14 protein-coding genes are annotated in these 17,304 nt (G+C 72.4%); 9 read left to right on the top strand and 5 right to left on the bottom strand.

Annotated elements, in window-relative coordinates; translation table 11 throughout:
- Positions 1 to 112: 112 nt before the first annotated feature.
- Positions 113 to 1,294, bottom strand: a complete 1,182-nt coding sequence (locus ACF1ED_RS03625; protein WP_391756725.1) for a zinc-dependent alcohol dehydrogenase — start codon at positions 1,292 to 1,294, stop codon at positions 113 to 115.
- A gap of 61 nt (positions 1,295 to 1,355) precedes the next feature.
- Positions 1,356 to 2,822 carry an aminotransferase class I/II-fold pyridoxal phosphate-dependent enzyme gene (locus ACF1ED_RS03620; protein WP_391756724.1) on the bottom strand — a complete coding sequence of 489 codons (1,467 nt, stop codon included), beginning with the start codon at positions 2,820 to 2,822 and terminating at the stop codon, positions 1,356 to 1,358.
- Positions 2,823 to 3,330: 508 nt separating this feature from the next.
- Here ACF1ED_RS03620 and ACF1ED_RS03615 point away from each other — a divergent pair.
- On the top strand, positions 3,331 to 4,221 hold the full coding sequence (locus tag ACF1ED_RS03615; RefSeq protein ID WP_391756723.1) for an SDR family oxidoreductase: 891 nt from the start codon (positions 3,331 to 3,333) through the stop codon (positions 4,219 to 4,221).
- Between the two features lie 129 nt (positions 4,222 to 4,350).
- Here ACF1ED_RS03615 and ACF1ED_RS03610 read toward each other — a convergent pair whose 3' ends face one another.
- Positions 4,351 to 5,586, bottom strand: coding sequence for a helix-turn-helix domain-containing protein (locus ACF1ED_RS03610; protein WP_391756722.1), 1,236 nt, complete (start codon positions 5,584 to 5,586; stop codon positions 4,351 to 4,353).
- A 51-nt stretch (positions 5,587 to 5,637) separates the two neighbouring features.
- Positions 5,638 to 5,979: a hypothetical protein gene (locus ACF1ED_RS03605; protein WP_391756721.1), complete on the bottom strand. Its 342-nt coding sequence runs from the start codon at positions 5,977 to 5,979 to the stop codon at positions 5,638 to 5,640.
- Between the two features lie 225 nt (positions 5,980 to 6,204).
- Between ACF1ED_RS03605 and ACF1ED_RS03600 the strand changes: the two genes are divergently transcribed.
- On the top strand, positions 6,205 to 6,813 hold the full coding sequence (locus ACF1ED_RS03600; protein WP_391756720.1) for a helix-turn-helix domain-containing protein: 609 nt from the start codon (positions 6,205 to 6,207) through the stop codon (positions 6,811 to 6,813).
- Here ACF1ED_RS03600 and ACF1ED_RS03595 read toward each other — a convergent pair.
- Complete coding sequence (locus tag ACF1ED_RS03595) at positions 6,810 to 8,303, bottom strand: APC family permease (RefSeq protein ID WP_391756719.1); 1,494 nt, start codon at positions 8,301 to 8,303, stop codon at positions 6,810 to 6,812. The genes ACF1ED_RS03600 and ACF1ED_RS03595 overlap by 4 nt on opposite strands.
- A 643-nt stretch (positions 8,304 to 8,946) precedes the next feature.
- Here ACF1ED_RS03595 and ACF1ED_RS03590 point away from each other — a divergent pair.
- Genes ACF1ED_RS03590 through ACF1ED_RS03560 form a run of 7 tightly spaced genes read left to right on the top strand, consistent with a single transcriptional unit; the run spans position 8,947 to position 17,293 of the window.
- Positions 8,947 to 10,482 (top strand): flavin-containing monooxygenase, encoded by a 1,536-nt coding sequence (locus ACF1ED_RS03590; protein ID WP_391756718.1) that lies wholly within the window; start codon positions 8,947 to 8,949, stop codon positions 10,480 to 10,482.
- Positions 10,475 to 11,410, top strand: a complete 936-nt coding sequence (locus tag ACF1ED_RS03585) for an alpha/beta fold hydrolase (protein ID WP_391756717.1) — start codon at positions 10,475 to 10,477, stop codon at positions 11,408 to 11,410. The genes ACF1ED_RS03590 and ACF1ED_RS03585 overlap by 8 nt, the downstream gene beginning before the upstream one ends.
- Entirely contained in the window at positions 11,394 to 12,788 is a 1,395-nt protein-coding gene (locus ACF1ED_RS03580) for a flavin monoamine oxidase family protein (protein WP_391756716.1), read from the top strand. Before ACF1ED_RS03585 ends, ACF1ED_RS03580 begins: the two co-directional genes overlap by 17 nt.
- Complete coding sequence (locus tag ACF1ED_RS03575) at positions 12,785 to 13,489, top strand: transporter (RefSeq protein ID WP_391756715.1); 705 nt, start codon at positions 12,785 to 12,787, stop codon at positions 13,487 to 13,489. Before ACF1ED_RS03580 ends, ACF1ED_RS03575 begins: the two co-directional genes overlap by 4 nt.
- Positions 13,490 to 13,515: 26 nt before the next feature.
- Positions 13,516 to 14,874, top strand: coding sequence for an NAD-dependent succinate-semialdehyde dehydrogenase (locus tag ACF1ED_RS03570; RefSeq protein ID WP_391756714.1), 1,359 nt, complete (start codon positions 13,516 to 13,518; stop codon positions 14,872 to 14,874).
- Positions 14,875 to 14,903: 29 nt separating this feature from the next.
- A complete protein-coding gene (locus ACF1ED_RS03565) occupies positions 14,904 to 16,019 on the top strand; it encodes a Zn-dependent alcohol dehydrogenase (protein WP_391756713.1) in 1,116 nt (371 codons plus the stop codon).
- A 17-nt stretch (positions 16,020 to 16,036) separates the two neighbouring features.
- Positions 16,037 to 17,293 (top strand): aspartate aminotransferase family protein, encoded by a 1,257-nt coding sequence (locus ACF1ED_RS03560; protein ID WP_391756712.1) that lies wholly within the window; start codon positions 16,037 to 16,039, stop codon positions 17,291 to 17,293.
- Positions 17,294 to 17,304: the final 11 nt, after the last annotated feature.

The raw sequence follows: 17,304 nt of genomic DNA, 5'->3' as shown, positions 1-17,304 counted from the left end.
TCACCTCCGGGTTCGAACGTGGCTCGTGCGCGAGCCGCTTCCATGGGCTTGAGGGCTGGAGGGCCGGGTGGCCGGGGCCAGAAGGGCTACGGCCTGCGGGGTGGCCTCGTGCTCAGGGCGAGAAGAGGACCTTGACCGCCCCGTCCCGCTTCTTCTGGAACATCTCGTACGCGTCCGGAGCCTGTTCGAGCGGCAGGCGGTGGGTGGCGAAGTCGTCGACGCCGAGCGGGTCCCCGTCGGTGAGCAGGGGGAGGATGTCGTCGACCCAACGCAGGACGTTGGCCTGGCCCATGCGCAGTTGCAGCTGCTTGTCGAACATCGTCAGCAGGGGCAGCGGATCGGCCGCGCCGCCGTACACCCCGGAGACCGAGACGGTGCCGCCCCGGCGGACGAGGTCGATGGCGGTGTGGAGGGCGGCGAGCCGGTCGACTCCGGCGCGCTTCATCACGGCCGCGGCCAGCGCGTCCGGCAGGAGGCCGGTCAGCCCCTGGGCGGCCGCGGCGACCCGGCTGCCGTGGGCCTCCAGGCCCACGGCGTCGATGACGGCGTCCGGACCGCGCCCGCCGGTGAGGGACCGGACGGCGTCGGCCAGGTCGTCGCACTCCTTCAGGTCCAGGGCGTGGACGCCGCGCCGGCGGGCCCTTTCCAGTCGCTCGGGGACGAGGTCGACGCCGATGACCGTGTCCGCTCCGCGGTGGGCGGCGATGCGGCAGCTCATGTCGCCGATGGGGCCGAGCCCGAGGACCGCGACGCTGCCCCCCGGCGGGACGGACGCGTACGCGACCGCCTGCCATGCCGTGGGCAGGACGTCGGACAGGTAGACGAACCGGTCGTCGGACGGCCCGTCGGGGACGCGGATCGGCAGGGAGTTCCCGAAGGGGACGCGGAGGAACTGGGCCTGTCCGCCCGGGACCTGGCCGTAGAGCTTGGTGTACCCGAAGAGCGAGGCTCCGGTGCCGTGCGCCCGCACCTGGGTCGTCTCGCACTGGGACTGCAGCCCCTGGTCGCACATGAAGCACGAGCCGCACGAGACGTTGAACGGGATCACCACCCGGTCCCCCGGCTTCAGGGCGGTGACCTCCGGCCCCACTTCCTCGACGACGCCCATGGGCTCGTGCCCCAGGATGTCGCCGGGATCGAGGAACGCCCCGAGGACTTCGTAGAGGTGCAGGTCGGAGCCGCACAGGCCGGTGGTCGTGATCCTGACGATCACGTCGTCGCCGTCGCGGATCACGGGATCGGGCACGGTGTCCACCCGTACGTCCCGCTTGCCCTGCCAGGTGACCGCCCTCATGACGCCTCCTCGAAGACCGTGTCGTGTCGCTGTCCGTCCGTGCCGCCCTCGTCCCGCCGGATCACCCGTCGCGCACCACCCGGACGGTCGTGACCTCGGTGTCGACCGCGTCCGGCACGACCATGCCCGCCGTCACGCCGGTCCGCAGGTAGCGCAGGACGTCGCCGTTCAGGCGCTCCCCCGGCACCACCGCCGGGATGCCCGGCGGGTAGGGGGTCAGCATCTCGGCGGCGATCCGGCCCTCCGCCTTCTCCCAGGGCACCTGCTCGGTGCGGCCGAAGAAGGCGTCGCGCGGGAGCGTCACCTGGTCCAGTCGCAGCCCCGTCGGCGACGGGACCTCGACGGGCGGGGCCGGGCGCAGCTCCGCCCGGTGCGCGGACAGGTCCGTCAGGGCCGCCAGCAGCGCTTCCACCGTGTCGCCGTCGTCGGCGTGGGTGAGCTGTGCGCTGATGCGGCGGTGGTCGGCGATGTGGAGGTCGATCCGGTGGCGGGCGCGGAGCAGGTCGGCGACCCGGTAGCCGGTGGTCCCCCACGCGCTGACGTCCATGATGATCTGGAGGGGGTCCATGTCGGCCGCCCGGCCGGGTCCGCAGAAGTCCTCGCGGTCGTGCACGTGGACGCCGTCGATCCGGGAGAGGCGGTCGCGGGTCTTGCGGGCGAGGGCGAGCGCGTGGTCGTAGAGGGCCTCGCCCTGTTCGGCCATCTGCCGGCGCCAGCCGTCCAGGGCGGCGTACATGAGCACGGAGGGGCTGGTGGTGCCCAGCAGGTCCTCGCGGCCCTTGAGCACCTCGGGCCGGACCAGGTCGCCCTGGAGGTGGAAGACGGAGCTCTGCTCCAGGCCGGATCCCATCTTGTGGACGGACGTGACGCACACGTCGGCCCCGGCGTCCATGGCCCAGGTGGGGAGGTCGGGGTGGAACGGCAGGTGGGCGCCCCACGCCTCGTCCACGATCAGCGGCCGGTCCCGCCGGTGGCAGACCTCGGCGATCGCGGCCAGGTCCGAGCAGGTGCCGTAGGGGGTCGGGGTGGTCACCAGCGCGCCCCGGGCGTCGGGGTGCTCGGCGAACGCCGCCTCGAAGTCCTCGGCGCTCGGGGGGTGGGCCAGGTGCCGCTCGGCGTCCCACCGGGGGTCCACCCAGACGGGCTCGATCCCGGAGAGGATCAGGCCCGACACCACGGACTTGTGGGCGTCCCTGCCCACCAGCAGCTTCTCGTGCGGTCCGGCGACGGACAGCATCGCCGACTTCACCGACAGCGAGCTTCCGCAGGTGGAGAAGAAGGCGTGCTCCGCGCCGACGGCCTCGGCCATCAGCGCCTGTGCCTCCTCCAGCACGCCCTGGGAGGACGTGCGGTCGTCCAGGCCGCTGGTGGCGAGGACGTCGGCCCGGAACACCGCTTCGCCGAGCACGGCCCGCGCCCTGGGATCGGCGCCCCTTCCTTGTTTGTGTCCCGGGGGCGTGAACGGGGTCCGGCCCTTCTCGTGATAGGCCGCCAACGCATCGAGAACAGGTGCCTTCGACTGGTCCATGCCGCGCGCCTGCCCGGTGACCGGCGACGAAAACGGACATTCGGCAGGACGCGGGGCGCGGCGGGGTGGTCGCGGCGGGCCGGAGGGCGGCGCGTCCGCGTGCCTGTGGGCGGGCGGAGGGCCTTTGCCGGCGGGCCAAAAACCCTTGCCTGCGGGCGGGGAAGTCTTGCCTGCGGGCCGGGAAACCTTGTCTGCGGGCCGGGAACCCTTGCCGGCGCGCCGGCGGACGCGTCCCGGCCGGCCGGGACGGGGCGCGTGCGGAGCCCGGCGGTCACGGCCCCCGTACGCGGCTCCGCCGCCTCCGGCGCGGGGGACGGGGCTCCGTACGGCCGACCGGGTGCGTCACCGCGCGAACGAGGTGACGTACGGGGCGGGCGAGGTGACGTATCGGGCGATGCGGGTAGCCGCACCATGACATCGGCAGCCGGTACGACCCCGCTGCCGCCCCGCGTCCACGCCCGAGGCCCCGGCTCGTCGCCCCGGCCCCGGGCGGCCTACGGAGGCTTCCATGCCCGAGAACACGCCCGGGGTCCCCGACCCGGTGACACGCCACCCCCGGCCCCCCTTCCCCGACCAGGAACAGGACCATCCCGGCTCGACGGAGGAGATGCGCCCCCGGCCCGACCACGGCGAGGACTCCTACCGGGGCCACGAGGTGCTCGCCGGCCGCGCGGCGGTGGTGACCGGAGGGGACTCCGGGATCGGCAGGGCCGTGTGCCTGGCGTTCGCCAGGGAGGGCGCGGACGTCGTCTTCACCCACCTCCCCGAGGAGGATGGGGAAGCCGCCGAGACCGCGCGCCTGGTCCGCGAGGCCGGACGGACGGCGGTGCCCGTCCTGTGCGACATCCGGGACGAGGACCAGTGCACGGCCCTGATCGACCGTGCCGTGGAGGAGCTGGGGCGGGTGGACATCCTCGTCAACAACGCCGCCTACCAGATGTCCCGGCCCGACGGGATCGAGACGATCAGCACGGAGCAGTTCGACCGGGTGATGAAGACCAACCTGTACGGAATGTTCTGGCTGACGCGCAAGGTCCTGGCCCACATGCCGCGAGGCGGGTCGATCATCAACACCACCTCGGTGCAGGGCTACCAGCCAAGCCCCCATCTCCTCGACTACGCGATGACGAAGTCGGCGATCATCTCCTTCACCCACGGTTTGGCCCAGATGCTGGCCGAACGCGGCATCCGCGTCAACGCCGTGGCCCCCGGCCCCGTGTGGACGCCGCTCATCCCCGCGACGATGCCCGACACCACGGAGTTCGGCGCGCAGTCCCCGCTGGGCCGCCCCGCCCAGCCGGCGGAGATGGCGCCCGCCTACGTCTTCCTGGCCTCACCCGGGGCGAGCTACATCACCGGCGAGATCGTCAACGCCACCGGCGGCACCCCCCTGCCCTGACGCGGGGCGCCGGTGCCGGCACCCCGCCCGCGCCCGGTCCGGGCGGTCCGGCCGCCGGGGAGCGGCCGGTCCGCCTCCCTCCCGCGCTCCGCCCGTGCGGGAGCCCGCCCACGGCCCCGTGGGGTGGGCTCAGCCCGGATCGGTCGCCCCGATGTCCGGCGCGAGGTCCAGGAGCAGGAGCGCCGCCGCCACGTGGGTCGGGTTGTCCTCCACCTTGACGGCCGAGAGCTCGTTGGCTCGGGAGACGCGCCTTTCGACGGTGTTGCGGTGCGCGTAGAGGTGGGCGGCCGCCCGGGTGGTGTTGAAGCCGCACTGCACGTAGGTGAGGAGCGCCTGTCGCAGGGCGGTGTCGGCTTCGGCCAGCGGTCCGAGGGTGTTGGTGACGAACCGACGCGCGCCGGCGCGGTCCTTCGTGAGCGCGTCGATCAGCTCGACGTCGGCGTAGGGGGTGAACCGCCGGTCCGAGCCGAGCCGGACGACCAGCGCCTGCGCCGCGAGGGCGTCCTGATGGCTGGACCGGAACCCTTCGAGTCCGCGTCCCGGCCTTCCCGCCGCCACGCGGACCCCGTCGGCCGCCGCGAGGGCCTTCTCCACGTGGTGCAGGTCCGGGACGGCCTCCCCCGAGAGCCAGATCCACCGCGAGGTGGTGCTGGCGCGCGCCACCAGGACGCTCCGGCCCCCGGCGGCGGAGCGCGCGGCGGTGATCGCCTCGTCCAGGGCCCCGGCCTGCCGGGGGTCGTCGATCCACAGGACGAGGCCCGCGTGCCACCGCGCCATCCGGTAGCGCAGACGTCCTTCGGCGAGGTCCTCCGCCATCGGCGCCCCGCCGGCGATCAGCTGGATCATCGCGATCCCCTCGGCGTCCGTGTTGCCCATCGCCGCGGCGAGGCCGGCCCTGCGCAGGGCCGCGACCGAGTCGAGGGCGTACTGCACGAGCGAGCGCGCCGTCACGTCCAGGACCCCCACGAGGAGGTCGGGGTCGGCGCAGTCCGCCACGCACTCCTCCAGCCACCGCCGCCAGCCGATCCCCAGGGCCACGCGCCAGGCGACGGCGAAGTCGGGCGCGATGCCCCGGGAGACGAGGTCGTTGATGTACGCCGTGGTCCGCGGGCCGATGTACGGCTCCACCCGCCGTCCCGGCTGCTGGACGTTCGCGGTCAGCCACTGGACGAGGTCGGAGCGGTTGAGCTCGCGGTCCTCCTCGACCAGTGAGGCGTCCGCGAGGAGGGCGGGGTCGTTCTGGGCGACGAGAGAGGGCCTCGCGAAGGCGGCGACCATGGCGTCCGTTTCCGTCAGCAGGCGCTGGCACAGTGACCTGATCGCGTCGGCGACCTCGCGGGAGGGCGTGGGCCACAGCTCTTCCATGTTCTCAGTGTCCCCCTGCTCGCGAGGAGCCGGTGCTCCTGACATGCCGTGTCACGGACGGATGAAGGGCCCGCCGGCGGCGGGGGCGAGGGCCGTCGGACCGCCGGTGTCCCCCGCCTCGGCCGGCGGGAACTCCTCCGCGCGGTCCGCCGGTGTGCGGGCGGTGGCGGGCGGAGCCTCCCGGGGCCGTGCGGGCGTCCTCCCGGCCCGTGCCGTGGCGACGCCCGCCCCGGCCGGGGCCGGGCCCTTCTCCGCGGTTGCGGCGGCGGAGCGGTGGTGACGCGCTCCCGCCGCGGTGACGCGGCCGCCGCCTCCGCCCGCCCGCGGACCGCCGGGGCCGGCGTCCGCCACCCGGGTGGACACGGCCGGGTCTCCGGGCACAACCGCGCGCATGGGTCTCCAAGGATCGGGGGAGGTTTAGCAGTACTAAACGGCGGCAGGTTTACCACGCCGTCGGTGGCGCCACAAGGGTTTCGGCGCCGCCGCTCCCTCCGGAGGGGCGCGCCGGCCGTCCGGGAGGGGCATGCCTTAGCCTCGGGTCACGGAGGGGCCCGTCCGGGTCGGCCCGTCACCGGACGGGCACACGACCTCGGCCTCGGGACGGGTGGTGAGCGCACGATGTCCATCGGCGACGGCAGGAGAGCGGGCGGAGCGGCCAGGGGTTCCGCCGCCCTTGAAGCATCAGCGGGCGCGCGACTGAGGGAGATCAGGCTCGGCCACGGGTGGTCGCTGACGGAGGTCGCCCAGCGGGCAGAGGTCACCAAGGGCTTCCTGAGCCAGTTGGAGCGGGGGCTCACCAGCGTGTCCGTCCCGACCTTGCTGCGCGTCTGCGAAGTGCTGCGCATCGGAGTCGGCGAGTTGTTCGCGTACCCCGACGAGCAGGCCGTGGAGGGCGGAAGCCGGATCGACATGGGCGGCGAAGGCGTGGCCGAGTACCTGCTCACGCCCGCCGGCACCACGGCGTTCCAGGTCTTCCGTTCCGTGATCGAACCGGGCGGGGGCACCGGCGGCCCCTATCGGCTCGACACCGACACGATCTTCGCGATGGGGCTGAGCGGTTCGACCCGTCTGATCGTCGGGGGCGAGACCCGGATGCTGCCGGCCGGCGCGTCCACCTCGTTCTCCGGGCGGACGCTCCATCAGTTCGACAATCCGGGCACCGCGGCGAGCGAGGTCCTCTGGGTCCTGTCGCCTCCCCTGCCGCGCACCGCGCGGGGACTCGCCTAGGGCCTGTCCGGCCGGACGCGGCGGGAGCGGTCGGACAGGCCCTGGAGCCGCTCGGGGACGGCCGGTCGGCGCGCTCGCAGGACGAGGGCCTGCACCGCTCCGACGGCGGCCGAGAGGGCGACGAGCCCGCCGATCACCCAGGCGCCCGTGGTGGTGCCGACGAGGAGCGGGAAGTTGGCGACCATCAGGCAGACCACACAGGCCAGGCCGAGGAAGGAGACGGCCGGGGCCACGACCGTACGCCCCACCGGCTGCCGCCCGTCGGCGCGCCGGAAGAACCCGATGACGGCGAGGCTGGTGGCCGCCATCAGCAGGACGACGCCGAGGGTGGCGGCGCCGGAGAACCAGGTGTAGAGGTCCCCGATGGGGTCGAGGCCGAGCGCGGCGACGACGAGCGTGACGACGAACGCGACCGCCGAGGCGACGGCCGAGGACGCCGACGGAGCGCGGTGCCGGGGGTGGACGACGCCCAGCGGCGCCGGAAGCGCGCCGGCCCGGGACAGCGCGAACTGGTAGCGCGTCACGACGTTGTGGAAGGCCAGGACGCAGGCGAACTGGCTGGTGACCAGGAGCAGTTGCATGGCGTCGGCCCAGACGGACCCGGCGTAGCTCCGCGTCAGCGTGAGGACCAGGCCCTCGGGGTCGGCCTGCGCGGCTCCGACCACCGCGTCGACGCCGGTCCCCATCACGATCGCCCAGACGGTGATCGAGTAGAAGACCCCGATCACCAGGATCGCGACGTACGTCGCCCGCGGGACCGTGGTGTCGGGGTCCTTCGCCTCGTTGCGGAACACGGCCGTCGCCTCGAAGCCGATGAACCCGAAGAGGGCGAACATGACGCCGAGGCCCAGGGAGCCGGTGCCCGCGATCGAGGGCGACCACGGCTCGGCCGTCAGGCCGTGGGCGCCACCGCGGCCCACGATGCCGAGGTCCATGACCAGGAGCAGCAGGGATTCCAGCACCAGCACGGCACCGAGCACCTTGGCGCTCAGCTCGATGTCGCGGTAGCCGAGGAAGGCGATGACGCCGAGCGAGAGGAGCGCCCACGCCCACCACGGTGAGCCGACGTCGGCGTACCGCTCGATGACGTTGCTCGTCGCGACGCCGACGTAGGCGTTCACCCCGACGAGAAGCAGCGTGTAGGAGAAGAGCGCGAGGGTCGCGGCCGAGAGACCGGGTACGCGGCCGAGTCCCGCCTGGACGTAGGCGTAGAAGGCGCCCGCGTCGCGCACCCGTCCGGCCATCAGCGTGAAGCCGGCCGCGAAGACCAGCAGCAGCACGGTGGACAGGGCGAAGTACAGGGGCATCCCCGGGCTGCCGCTCACGGCGAAGGCGAGCGGCACCCCGCCGGCCACGAGTCCGAGCGGCGCCGCCGCGGCGACGACCATGAACACGATCTGCGAGACGCCGAGTCCGCGGTGGAGCGGGTTGCCCGGTCCCGCTTCGTCGCCGGGTGTCTCGACGTGCCCTGTGCTGGAGAGGTCGGTCATCTCGACCACCTTTCGGCTCACGGGCCGGTGCCGGCCCGTCATGGGTGGATGAACGCGTGCGAGGAACGGGTGCGTGGGGCGGTCCGTCCGGGCGGGGCGGGCCGGAGCGGCTCCCGCGCGGCGGGGCGAGGGAAAGGGGATCCGGCTTCCGCCTCTCCGGCCCGGTCCCGGAAGGGGCGTGGTTCCGAGCGGGACGCGGACCGCTCGGCGCCGCCTTCCGGTCACGGCCGCGTGCGTGACGGTCCCGGTCCGCCCCGGCTCGACGCGCCCGCGGGTCCCGGCGCGCGGCAGGGTCATGACGACAGGGGTCCGAACTCTGTGCATGACCACGACAAGTCGTTTAGTGCCGCTAAACACCGAGGCGCAAACGTCTATCACGCGGTCCCCCGCGCCGCAATGACAGCGGCGGCTCGGCCGTTTCGCCGACGCCGCCGGCCGCCCCGCTCCGGTCCGCTCCGGTCCGCTCCGCGAAGAGACCCGGCCGCGTCGCGGCAGGGCGGCGGCCACCGTACGGACGCGGCGGCGCGGTCCGCCTGTGCATCGTGCACCGGGCCCTGGCGAAGGAGGTGCCCGCTGTCGTTCTCGCGGGCGGTCACGGCTCGCGACAGTGAGGTAACCGCCACAGGAACAGCGAGGAAACGCCATGACAGCTGAGGTGTTGGACGCCGTCGAGGAATTCGACGTGGTGATCATCGGAGCAGGGATCTCCGGGATCGGCGCGGCCACCTATTTCAGCCGGGAGCTGCCCGACAAGTCGCTCGTCGTGCTGGAAGCGCGCGACGACATCGGAGGCACGTGGGACCTGTTCCGCTATCCCGGCATCCGCTCGGACTCCGACCTCCACACGTTCGGTTACGCGTTCAAGCCCTGGCGCCACGAGGCCTCGATCGCCGACGCCCCCCTCATCAAGGGGTACCTCCACGAGACCGTCGAGGAGAACGGCCTGGAGCGCCTGCTCAGGCTCGGCCACCGGGTCGTCCGCTCGGAGTGGTCCTCGGCGGACTCGCGGTGGACCCTCACCGTCCGGACGACGGACCCCGCCACGGGTGCGGACCGGACCAGGACGATCCGCGCGGGATGGGTCTTCGCCGCCACCGGCTACTACCGGTACGACGAGGGGTTCTCCCCGGAGTTCGCCGGGCGGGACGACTTCGAGGGCCGGATCGTCCATCCGCAGCACTGGCCCGAGGGACTCGACTACAGCGACAAGAAGGTCGTCGTCATCGGCAGCGGCGCGACCGCGATCACGCTGGTGCCGGCCATGACCACCGGGGCGGGCGCCGCCCGGCACGTGACGATGCTGCAGCGCACCCCCACCTACGTCATGGCGCTCCCCCGCGTCGACAAGGCCGCCCTGGCGCTCACGAAGCTGCTCGGGGAAGAGCGCGGCTACGCCGCGACGCGGTTCAAGAACATCTGGACGGAACACGCCGTCGTGAAGGGGCTGCGGAGGTTCCCCAAGGCGGGACGGGCCTACATCCGGCGCGAGAACGTCAAGCGCCTGCCCAAGGGGTTCGACGTCGACAAGCACTTCAATCCGCCGTACGACCCGTGGGACCAGCGGGTGTGCGTGGCGCCGAACGGCGACTTCTTCGACGCGATCAAGGACGGAAGGGCCTCCGTCGTCACCGACGCGGTGGCGCGGTTCAGCAAGCGCGGAGTCGTCCTGGCGTCGGGCGAGGAACTGGAAGCCGACATCATCGTCACCGCGACGGGACTGAACCTGCGGCTCTTCGACGGCATGCCCCTCGTGGTCGACGGACGCCAGGTCGACCTCGCGGACGCGCTCTGTTACCGCGGCATGCTGCTGAGCGGCCTCCCGAACTGGGCGATGGCGATCGGCTACACCACCTCGTCCTGGACGCTCAAGGTGAGCCTGATGTGCCGTTACTTCATCGATCTCGTCCGGCACATGGACGCCCGCGGATACGACACGGTGGTTCCGGTCGCACCGGCGGGGACGAACCGCAGGCCCGTCATGGACCTCCAGGCCGGGTACGCCAAGCGCGGCGAGAAGCTCATGCCCAAGCAGGGCCCCGAGAAGCCCTGGCGGATGGCGATGTCCTACCCCGAGGACGCCAAGGCCCTGCGCGGCCCGGTGGCCGACGAGCACCTGGAGTTCGGCACCCGCCGTGCGGCCGCCCAGTCGCCCGGCGGGGGGCGAGCCACCCATGCCTGAGACCAGCTGCTCCGAGAGCGCCGACCAGTACGCGACGCTGCCGTCCGGCATGACGATCTGCTACCGGGACCACGGCGACCAGGACTCCCCCGCGATGCTGCTCGTCGCGGGACTGGGCGAAGACCTCACCTTCTGGACCGACTCGTTCGTCGGCTCCCTCGTCGCCAGGGGCTTCCGGGTCGTCGCGATCGACAACCGCGACGTCGGCCAGTCGACGTTCGTCGCCGCTCCCCCTCCCGGAATCTGGCGCCAGATCGCCGGGCGTCCGCGCGGCGACGCGTACGCGCTGGCCGACATGGCCCGGGACGCCGTCGGCGTACTCGACCACCTCGGAATCGCGCGGGCGCACCTGGTCGGTCGGTCGATGGGCGGAATGATCGCGCAGACGATCGCGGCCACGGCGCCCGAGCGGGTCCTGTCACTGGCCTCCCTCTACTCCACCACCGGGGGGCGCAAGGTCGGTCAGCCGTCCCTGTCGACGATCCGGCTCCTCGCAGCGCCGCCGGCGAGGAACAGGACCGAGGCGGTCCGTGCCCACCTGCGGCTCACCCGGCACGTCGCGGGAACGGACCATCCCATCGATGACGCGGCCGAGGCGGCCATCGCGGCTCGTGGGTGGGACCGCAGCGCCGGCGAACCGGCGGCCGGCACGGCGCGCCAGATCCAGGCCATCCAGCGCTCCGGGGACCGGACCGCCCAGCTGAGCGGGATCACCGCCCCGACGCTGGTCATCAACGGCGACCGGGACCCGCTGGTGCACCCGAGCGGGGGCGCCGCGACCGTACGGGCGATCCGCTCGGCCCGGCACGTGGTCATCCCTGGCATGGGCCACCACATCCCCGAGTCCCTCGTCTCCCCCATCACGACCTACATCGCGCAGCACGCGAACCGCGTGGGCGAAGGAGGAAACCATGTCCGGATCTCGTGAACCCCGCTCCAGGGGCACCACGGTCGACGTCGTGGTCGTCGGCGCCGGCTTCGCCGGCCTGAGCGCCGCCGAACGGCTGGTGAGCACGGGGCGGTCCGTCCTGGTCGTGGAAGGCCGCGACCGGGTCGGAGGCCGCTCGCTCTCCGGCGAGGTGGCAGGCGTGAAGGTCGACCTCGGAGCGACATGGGTGGCCCGGCGCCACACCGCCATCCGGGACCTCGCGCACCGGATGGGGTGTACCACGACCGGCCAGTTCGACCAGGGTCGCAACGTGCTGTGGCTGGCAGGCCGGCGCCGCACCTACAGCGGCACCATTCCCAAGGTCTCCCCCGCGACCCTGGTGGACATGGCCCGCATGCAGGCGGCGGTGAACAAGCTGGTCGCGACCATCGACCTGAACACCCCGTGGGAGACGCCCGGAGCCGGCGGGCTCGACGCCCTCTCGTTCGGCGAATGGCTGGACCGGAAGAACGCGCTGCCCAGCACCCGTGCGCTGATGACCATCGTGAGCAAGGTGCAGTGGGGCTGCACCCCGGGAGACGTCTCCCTGCTGCACGTACTGCGCTACATCCGTGCGGCGGGCGGCCTCGACCACATGCTGGACGTCGAGGGCGGAGCCAACGAGGACCGGTTCGTCGAGACCACCCAGGAGATCGCCAAGCGGGTGGCGGAGCGGCTCGGCGACCGCGTGCGCCTGGACACGCCGGTGCGCCGCGTCACGCAGGACGACGACGGCGTCACCGTCAGCACCGACTCCGGCGAGATCCGCGCCGGGTACGCGATCGTCACGGCCGCGCCGGAGCACCGCGCCGCCATCGCCTTCGAGCCCGCGCTGCCCGAGCAGGCCGAAGGGCTCGCGCGGACCTGGCCCATGGGCGCGCTGAGCAAGGCGTTCGTGGCGTACGAGAGGCCGTTCTGGCGGGCCGAAGGCTGTTCCGGCGAGGCGGTGACCGACACCGGCACCGTGTTCATCACCTTCGACGTGTCGCCCGGCACCGGCGGGCCGGGCGTCCTGATGGCCTTCTGCGACCCCCGCGTCTTCGACGGCTTCGACGCCGAGACCCGGCGCGACCTGGTCGTCCGGCAGCTCGTCGACCTCTACGGTCCGCAGGCCCGCACCCCGATCGACTACCTGGACCACCGCTGGGGTTCGGAACCGTTCGCCCCGGGCGGCCCCCACCCCGCCGCCGGCCCCCTCGCGACGGTGAGCTACGGCAAGGCGCTGACCGAGCCCCACGGGCGCGTCCACTGGGCCGGCACCGAAACCGCCGGCGAATGGGCCGGGACCATGAACGGCGCGGTCCTGACCGGCCAGCGCACCGCCGAGCGCGTCCTCACCCTCCTGTCCCGCGACGTCCGAGAGGGGGCGTCACGATGAGGGAGACCCTGTTCCTGCTGGCCGACCTCTGGATGATCTTCGTCGGCTACTTCTACGGCTGGAGGTTCGTCCGCCGCTACGGCAACTACCTCCTCGGTCTCGAGTTGATGGTCGTCGCGACGTCGGGCAGCAACTTCCTGCTCTGGTCCCTGCTCGGTGCCGAGGGCGACAGCGTCCTGTACGACGTGGCGTACTTCTTCGACGCGTTCTCCCGGTCGGTCGGCATCACGCTCATCCTGATCATGGGCCTGATGAAGGTCACCCACCGCTACAGGCCGAGCCGCGGCGTCGACGTCGCCGTGTTCGGATTCGCGATCGTGGCAGGTCTGTTCCTCCGGCCGTTCCACGGCGCGGATCTCCACACCGGCGGCACCGCGTACTGGGTCGCCGTGTTCTACGTCGTCGTCAACCTCCTCACGGCCGTCTTCCTCGGGTACTTCGTCAAGCGGCTCTGGGACGCGGGCGCGAAGCTGCTCGCGATCTGGACGGGCCTGGCCACCGCCGCCGGGACCACCATCGCGTTGGTCTACGACTTCTTCCCGCTGCCGTTCGACGACGCGAACCGCACGATCTTCTACACCGCCGCGCTGGCGACCTGGGGCACGCAGGGATTCGTCCTCTTCCACGCCTACCGCGCGCTGCACGACCACAACGCGGCCTCGGACGCGAACCCGGCCCGCGCCACCGGCGCCCTCGCATGAACCCGGAACACCGACAAGGAGTCAGCATGGCGAAGAAGCACGTGTACGCGGTGGTGGACCCCGCCACCGGCAAGCTGGTCAAGGAGTACCCCACCGCGACGGACGAGGCGGTCGAGGGGGCGGTCGACGCGGCGGCGGAAGCCTACGCGCAGTGGTCGAGGCAGACCTCCGTGGCACAGCGCGCCCAGCTGCTGGACACCGTCGCCGCCCTCCACGACGAGCGCAGCGCGCACCTCGCCGGGATCATCCACCGCGAGATGGGCAAGCCGCTGGAGGAGGCCGTCAGGGAGGTCGAGTTCAGCGCCTCCATCTACCGGTACTACGCCGAGAACGCGGAGAAGTTCCTCGCCGACGAACCGATCGAGCTCCTGGAGGGGGAAGGCACCGCTTTCGTCCGCCGCCAGCCGGTCGGCGTGCTCCTTGGAATCATGCCCTGGAACTACCCGTACTACCAGGTGGCACGGTTCGCCGCGCCCAACCTCGCGCTGGGCAACACCATCGTGCTCAAGCACGCGTCGCAGTGCCCGGAGTCGTCCGCGGCCCTCCAGCAGCTGTTCACGGACGCGGGCTTCCCCCAGGGCTGTTACGTCAACGTCCGCGCCACCGGCGAGCAGATCGGTCGCGCCATCGCCGACCCCCGCGTGCGGGGCGTCTCCTTCACCGGTTCGGAGCGGGCCGGCGCGGAGGTCGCGGAGAAGGCCGGGCGCAACCTCAAGAAGGTGGTGCTCGAACTGGGCGGCTCGGACCCCTTCATCGTCCTGTCGACCGACGACCTGGACGCCACGGTCCGGGCGGCGGTCGAGACGCGGTTCGAGAACGCCGGCCAGGCGTGCAACGCCGGGAAGCGGTTCATCGTCGCCGAGGACCTCTACGACGCCTTCCTCGCCAGGTTCACCGAGGAGGTGCTCGCCCTGACCGACGGGGCGGCGCCGCTGTCCTCGGTCGCCGCCGCCGAGTACGTCGAGGAACAGGTCGGGCGAGCCGTCGGCGAGGGGGCGGCCTTCGTCTCCGCGCGACAGCGCGAGGGCGCGTACTTCCCGCCCGGCGTGCTGACGGGCCTCTCCCCGTCGTCGCCGTCGGCCGCCGAGGAGCTCTTCGGCCCGGTCGCGACCGTCTACCGGGTCGGCTCCGAGGAGGAGGCCGTCGAGCTGGCGAACGGGACGCCGTACGGCCTGGGCTCCTACGTGTTCACGACGGACCCGGAGCAGGCGCTGCGCGTCGCCGACAGGATCGACGCCGGCATGGTCTTCGTCAACGGCGTCGGCCTCGAAGGCGCGGAACTGCCCTTCGGCGGGGTCAAGCTGTCCGGCTTCGGCCGCGAGCTCGGCCGGGCGGGAATCGACGAGTTCGCCAACAAGAAGCTCATCCGCACCGCCCGGACCTGATCGCCGCACCGCACAGAAGGAAACCCGCCATGACCATCGAATTCGACGCCGCCGTCTTCAGCGCGCCGAACGAACCACTGACCATCGAACGAGTGATCCTTCCCTCGACGCCTCCGCCCGGCGAGGTGCTGGTGCGGCTCAAGGCGAGCGGAGTGTGCCACAGCGACCTGCACGTGCTCGTGGGCGACTGGGAGGTGCCTTCGCCGATGGTTCTCGGCCATGAAGGGGCCGGGATCGTCGAAAGCGTGGGCGAGGGCGTCACGACGCTGAAGGAGGGCGACCACGTCGTCCTGTCCTGGACGCCCTCCTGCCGCCGCTGCTCCTACTGCGTCAGCGGCAGGCCCGTCCTGTGTGACATGGTCAGCCGGCACTCGGCGAACCACCTGTCGTTCGACGGCCGGACCCGGATCACGTCCGTGGCCGGGGACGACGTCTACAGCTTCGCGGGCCTCGGAACGTTCGGCCAGTACACCCTCGTGCCCGAATCGGCCGCGATCGTCATCCGGGACGACGCCCCGTTCCCCCAGTCGGCCCTGGTCGGATGCGCCGTCACCACCGGCGTCGGCGCGGCCGTCAACACCGCCGAGGTGCGGCCGAGCGACACCGTGCTGGTCCTCGGCTGCGGCGGCGTCGGCCTGAACGCGATCCAGGGTGCCCGGCTCGCCGGCGCGCGCAGGATCATCGCCGCGGACGTCTCCGACGAGAAGCTGGAACAGGCACGCGTCTTCGGCGCCACCGACGTGATCAACAACGGCCGCGAGGACTTCGCGGACCGGGTGCGGCAGCTCACCGACGGACACGGCGTGGAGATCGCCATCGAGGCCATCGGCCTGCCCCGCACCATCGAGGCGGCCTACGAGGTCCTGGCCCGGGGCGGGACGGCGGTCGTCGCCGGGCAGGTGGCGGACGGCATGCGGATCTCCATCGATCCCTTCGTCATGTCCGATCAGGAACTGTCGCTCATCGGCTCGAACTACGGATCGAGCAAGCCGGCTTCCGACTTCCCGCTGCTGATCGACCACTACATGAACCACCGCCTCGATCTGGACTCCCTCGTGACGAACGTGATCGGCCTTCAGGACATCAACGAGGCGTTCGACCAGATGAAGCGCGGCATCGGCATCCGCTCGGTGATCACGTACTGAAAGGCAGGGGCGATCCGATGGCCCTGGAATCATCACGCTCGGCCTTCGAGCGAGCCCGCCGCAGCGTCGGCGGGGGCGTGGGGTCCGGCCTGCGCGCCGCGATGCCACCCCATCCGCTCTTCGTGCGCGAGGCGCGGGGCGCACACGTCTGGGACCTGGACGGCGACCGGTACGTCGACTACGTGATGGCCTGGGGGCCGCTCGTGCTCGGTCACGGCGATCCGCGGGTGCTGTCGGCGGTGTCCGAGGTCGCGACGAGGATGCAGGTCGTCGGCACCGGCCACGCGCTGGAGTACCTCGCGGCGGAAGCGGTCCTCGAAGCGGTACCGCACGGCGAGCGACTGCTGTGGAGCAACACCGGGACCGAAGCGGTGCAGGTGGCGCTGCGCCTCGCGCGGGCCGCCACCGGCCGGCGCCGCGTCCTCAAGTTCGCCAGGAGCTACCACGGCTGGCACGACACCGTGTACGCCGGGATGTCCGAGGACGACTGCGACCGCCCCGCCACCCCCGGCGGGCCGGGGCAGTCGGCCAGTGTGCTGGACGACCTGGTGGTGGCGCGCTTCAACGACGTACAGCTGGCCGAGCGCCTGCTGGGCGAGGCCGTCGAGCGCGACATCGCGGCCGTTCTCGTCGACCCGGTGATGAGCAACGCCGGCGTCGAAGCACCCACGCCGCGGTTCCTGTCGACGCTGCGGACCCTCTGCGACCGGCACGGCGTCGTCCTCGTCTTCGACGAGGTGATCGCCGGGTTCCGGATCGCGCGGGGCGGCGCGGCCGAGAAGTACGGCGTGCTGCCCGACCTGTCCGTCTTCGGGAAGGCGATGGCCGGCGGCTTCACCCAGAGCGCCGTCGTCGGCCGGGCGGATCTCGTCGACCAGGTGACGTCCGGCGTCGTGCACGCCGGAACCTTCAACGCCAACCCGATCGCCCTGGCGGCCGTCGCGGCGACGATGCGCGCCCTGGCCGACCCCGCGGTCTACGAGCGGCTCGAACGGACCTCGTCCGAGTTCGAGACCCTGGTCGGCGGCGTCCTCGGCGCATCGCCCGACCTCGGCGGCTTCCACCGGGTCGGCTCGCTCCTCCAGTACGTCCCCGCCGGCGGCGCCACGGGGCTCCACGGGACCAGCGGACTCTGGACCCGGATCCTCGAAGGGATGCTGCGTCAGGGCTTCCTGTTCATGCCGTCCGGCAAGGTCTTCCTCAGCACGGCGCACACCACCGCCGACATCGAGGCGACGGCCGAGGCCCTCGACCGGCTCCTGCGGACGTCGTGACGCCCCCGTCA

Origin of the sequence: Streptomyces sp. NPDC014656 (assembly GCF_043084305.1) — a bacterium.
GTDB lineage: Bacteria > Actinomycetota > Actinomycetes > Streptomycetales > Streptomycetaceae > Streptomyces.
This window is presented reverse-complemented; position numbering and strand designations above follow the sequence as displayed.

Coding starts and splice junctions, on each gene's coding strand:
- ACF1ED_RS03625 (WP_391756725.1), bottom strand. CDS start 1,294: ATGAGGGCGGTCACCTGGCAGGGCAAGCGGGACGTACGGGTGGACACC.
- ACF1ED_RS03620 (WP_391756724.1), bottom strand. CDS start 2,822: ATGGACCAGTCGAAGGCACCTGTTCTCGATGCGTTGGCGGCCTATCAC.
- ACF1ED_RS03615 (WP_391756723.1), top strand. CDS start 3,331: ATGCCCGAGAACACGCCCGGGGTCCCCGACCCGGTGACACGCCACCCC.
- ACF1ED_RS03610 (WP_391756722.1), bottom strand. CDS start 5,586: ATGGAAGAGCTGTGGCCCACGCCCTCCCGCGAGGTCGCCGACGCGATC.
- ACF1ED_RS03605 (WP_391756721.1), bottom strand. CDS start 5,979: ATGCGCGCGGTTGTGCCCGGAGACCCGGCCGTGTCCACCCGGGTGGCG.
- ACF1ED_RS03600 (WP_391756720.1), top strand. CDS start 6,205: ATGTCCATCGGCGACGGCAGGAGAGCGGGCGGAGCGGCCAGGGGTTCC.
- ACF1ED_RS03595 (WP_391756719.1), bottom strand. CDS start 8,303: ATGACCGACCTCTCCAGCACAGGGCACGTCGAGACACCCGGCGACGAA.
- ACF1ED_RS03590 (WP_391756718.1), top strand. CDS start 8,947: ATGACAGCTGAGGTGTTGGACGCCGTCGAGGAATTCGACGTGGTGATC.
- ACF1ED_RS03585 (WP_391756717.1), top strand. CDS start 10,475: ATGCCTGAGACCAGCTGCTCCGAGAGCGCCGACCAGTACGCGACGCTG.
- ACF1ED_RS03580 (WP_391756716.1), top strand. CDS start 11,394: ATGTCCGGATCTCGTGAACCCCGCTCCAGGGGCACCACGGTCGACGTC.
- ACF1ED_RS03575 (WP_391756715.1), top strand. CDS start 12,785: ATGAGGGAGACCCTGTTCCTGCTGGCCGACCTCTGGATGATCTTCGTC.
- ACF1ED_RS03570 (WP_391756714.1), top strand. CDS start 13,516: ATGGCGAAGAAGCACGTGTACGCGGTGGTGGACCCCGCCACCGGCAAG.
- ACF1ED_RS03565 (WP_391756713.1), top strand. CDS start 14,904: ATGACCATCGAATTCGACGCCGCCGTCTTCAGCGCGCCGAACGAACCA.
- ACF1ED_RS03560 (WP_391756712.1), top strand. CDS start 16,037: ATGGCCCTGGAATCATCACGCTCGGCCTTCGAGCGAGCCCGCCGCAGC.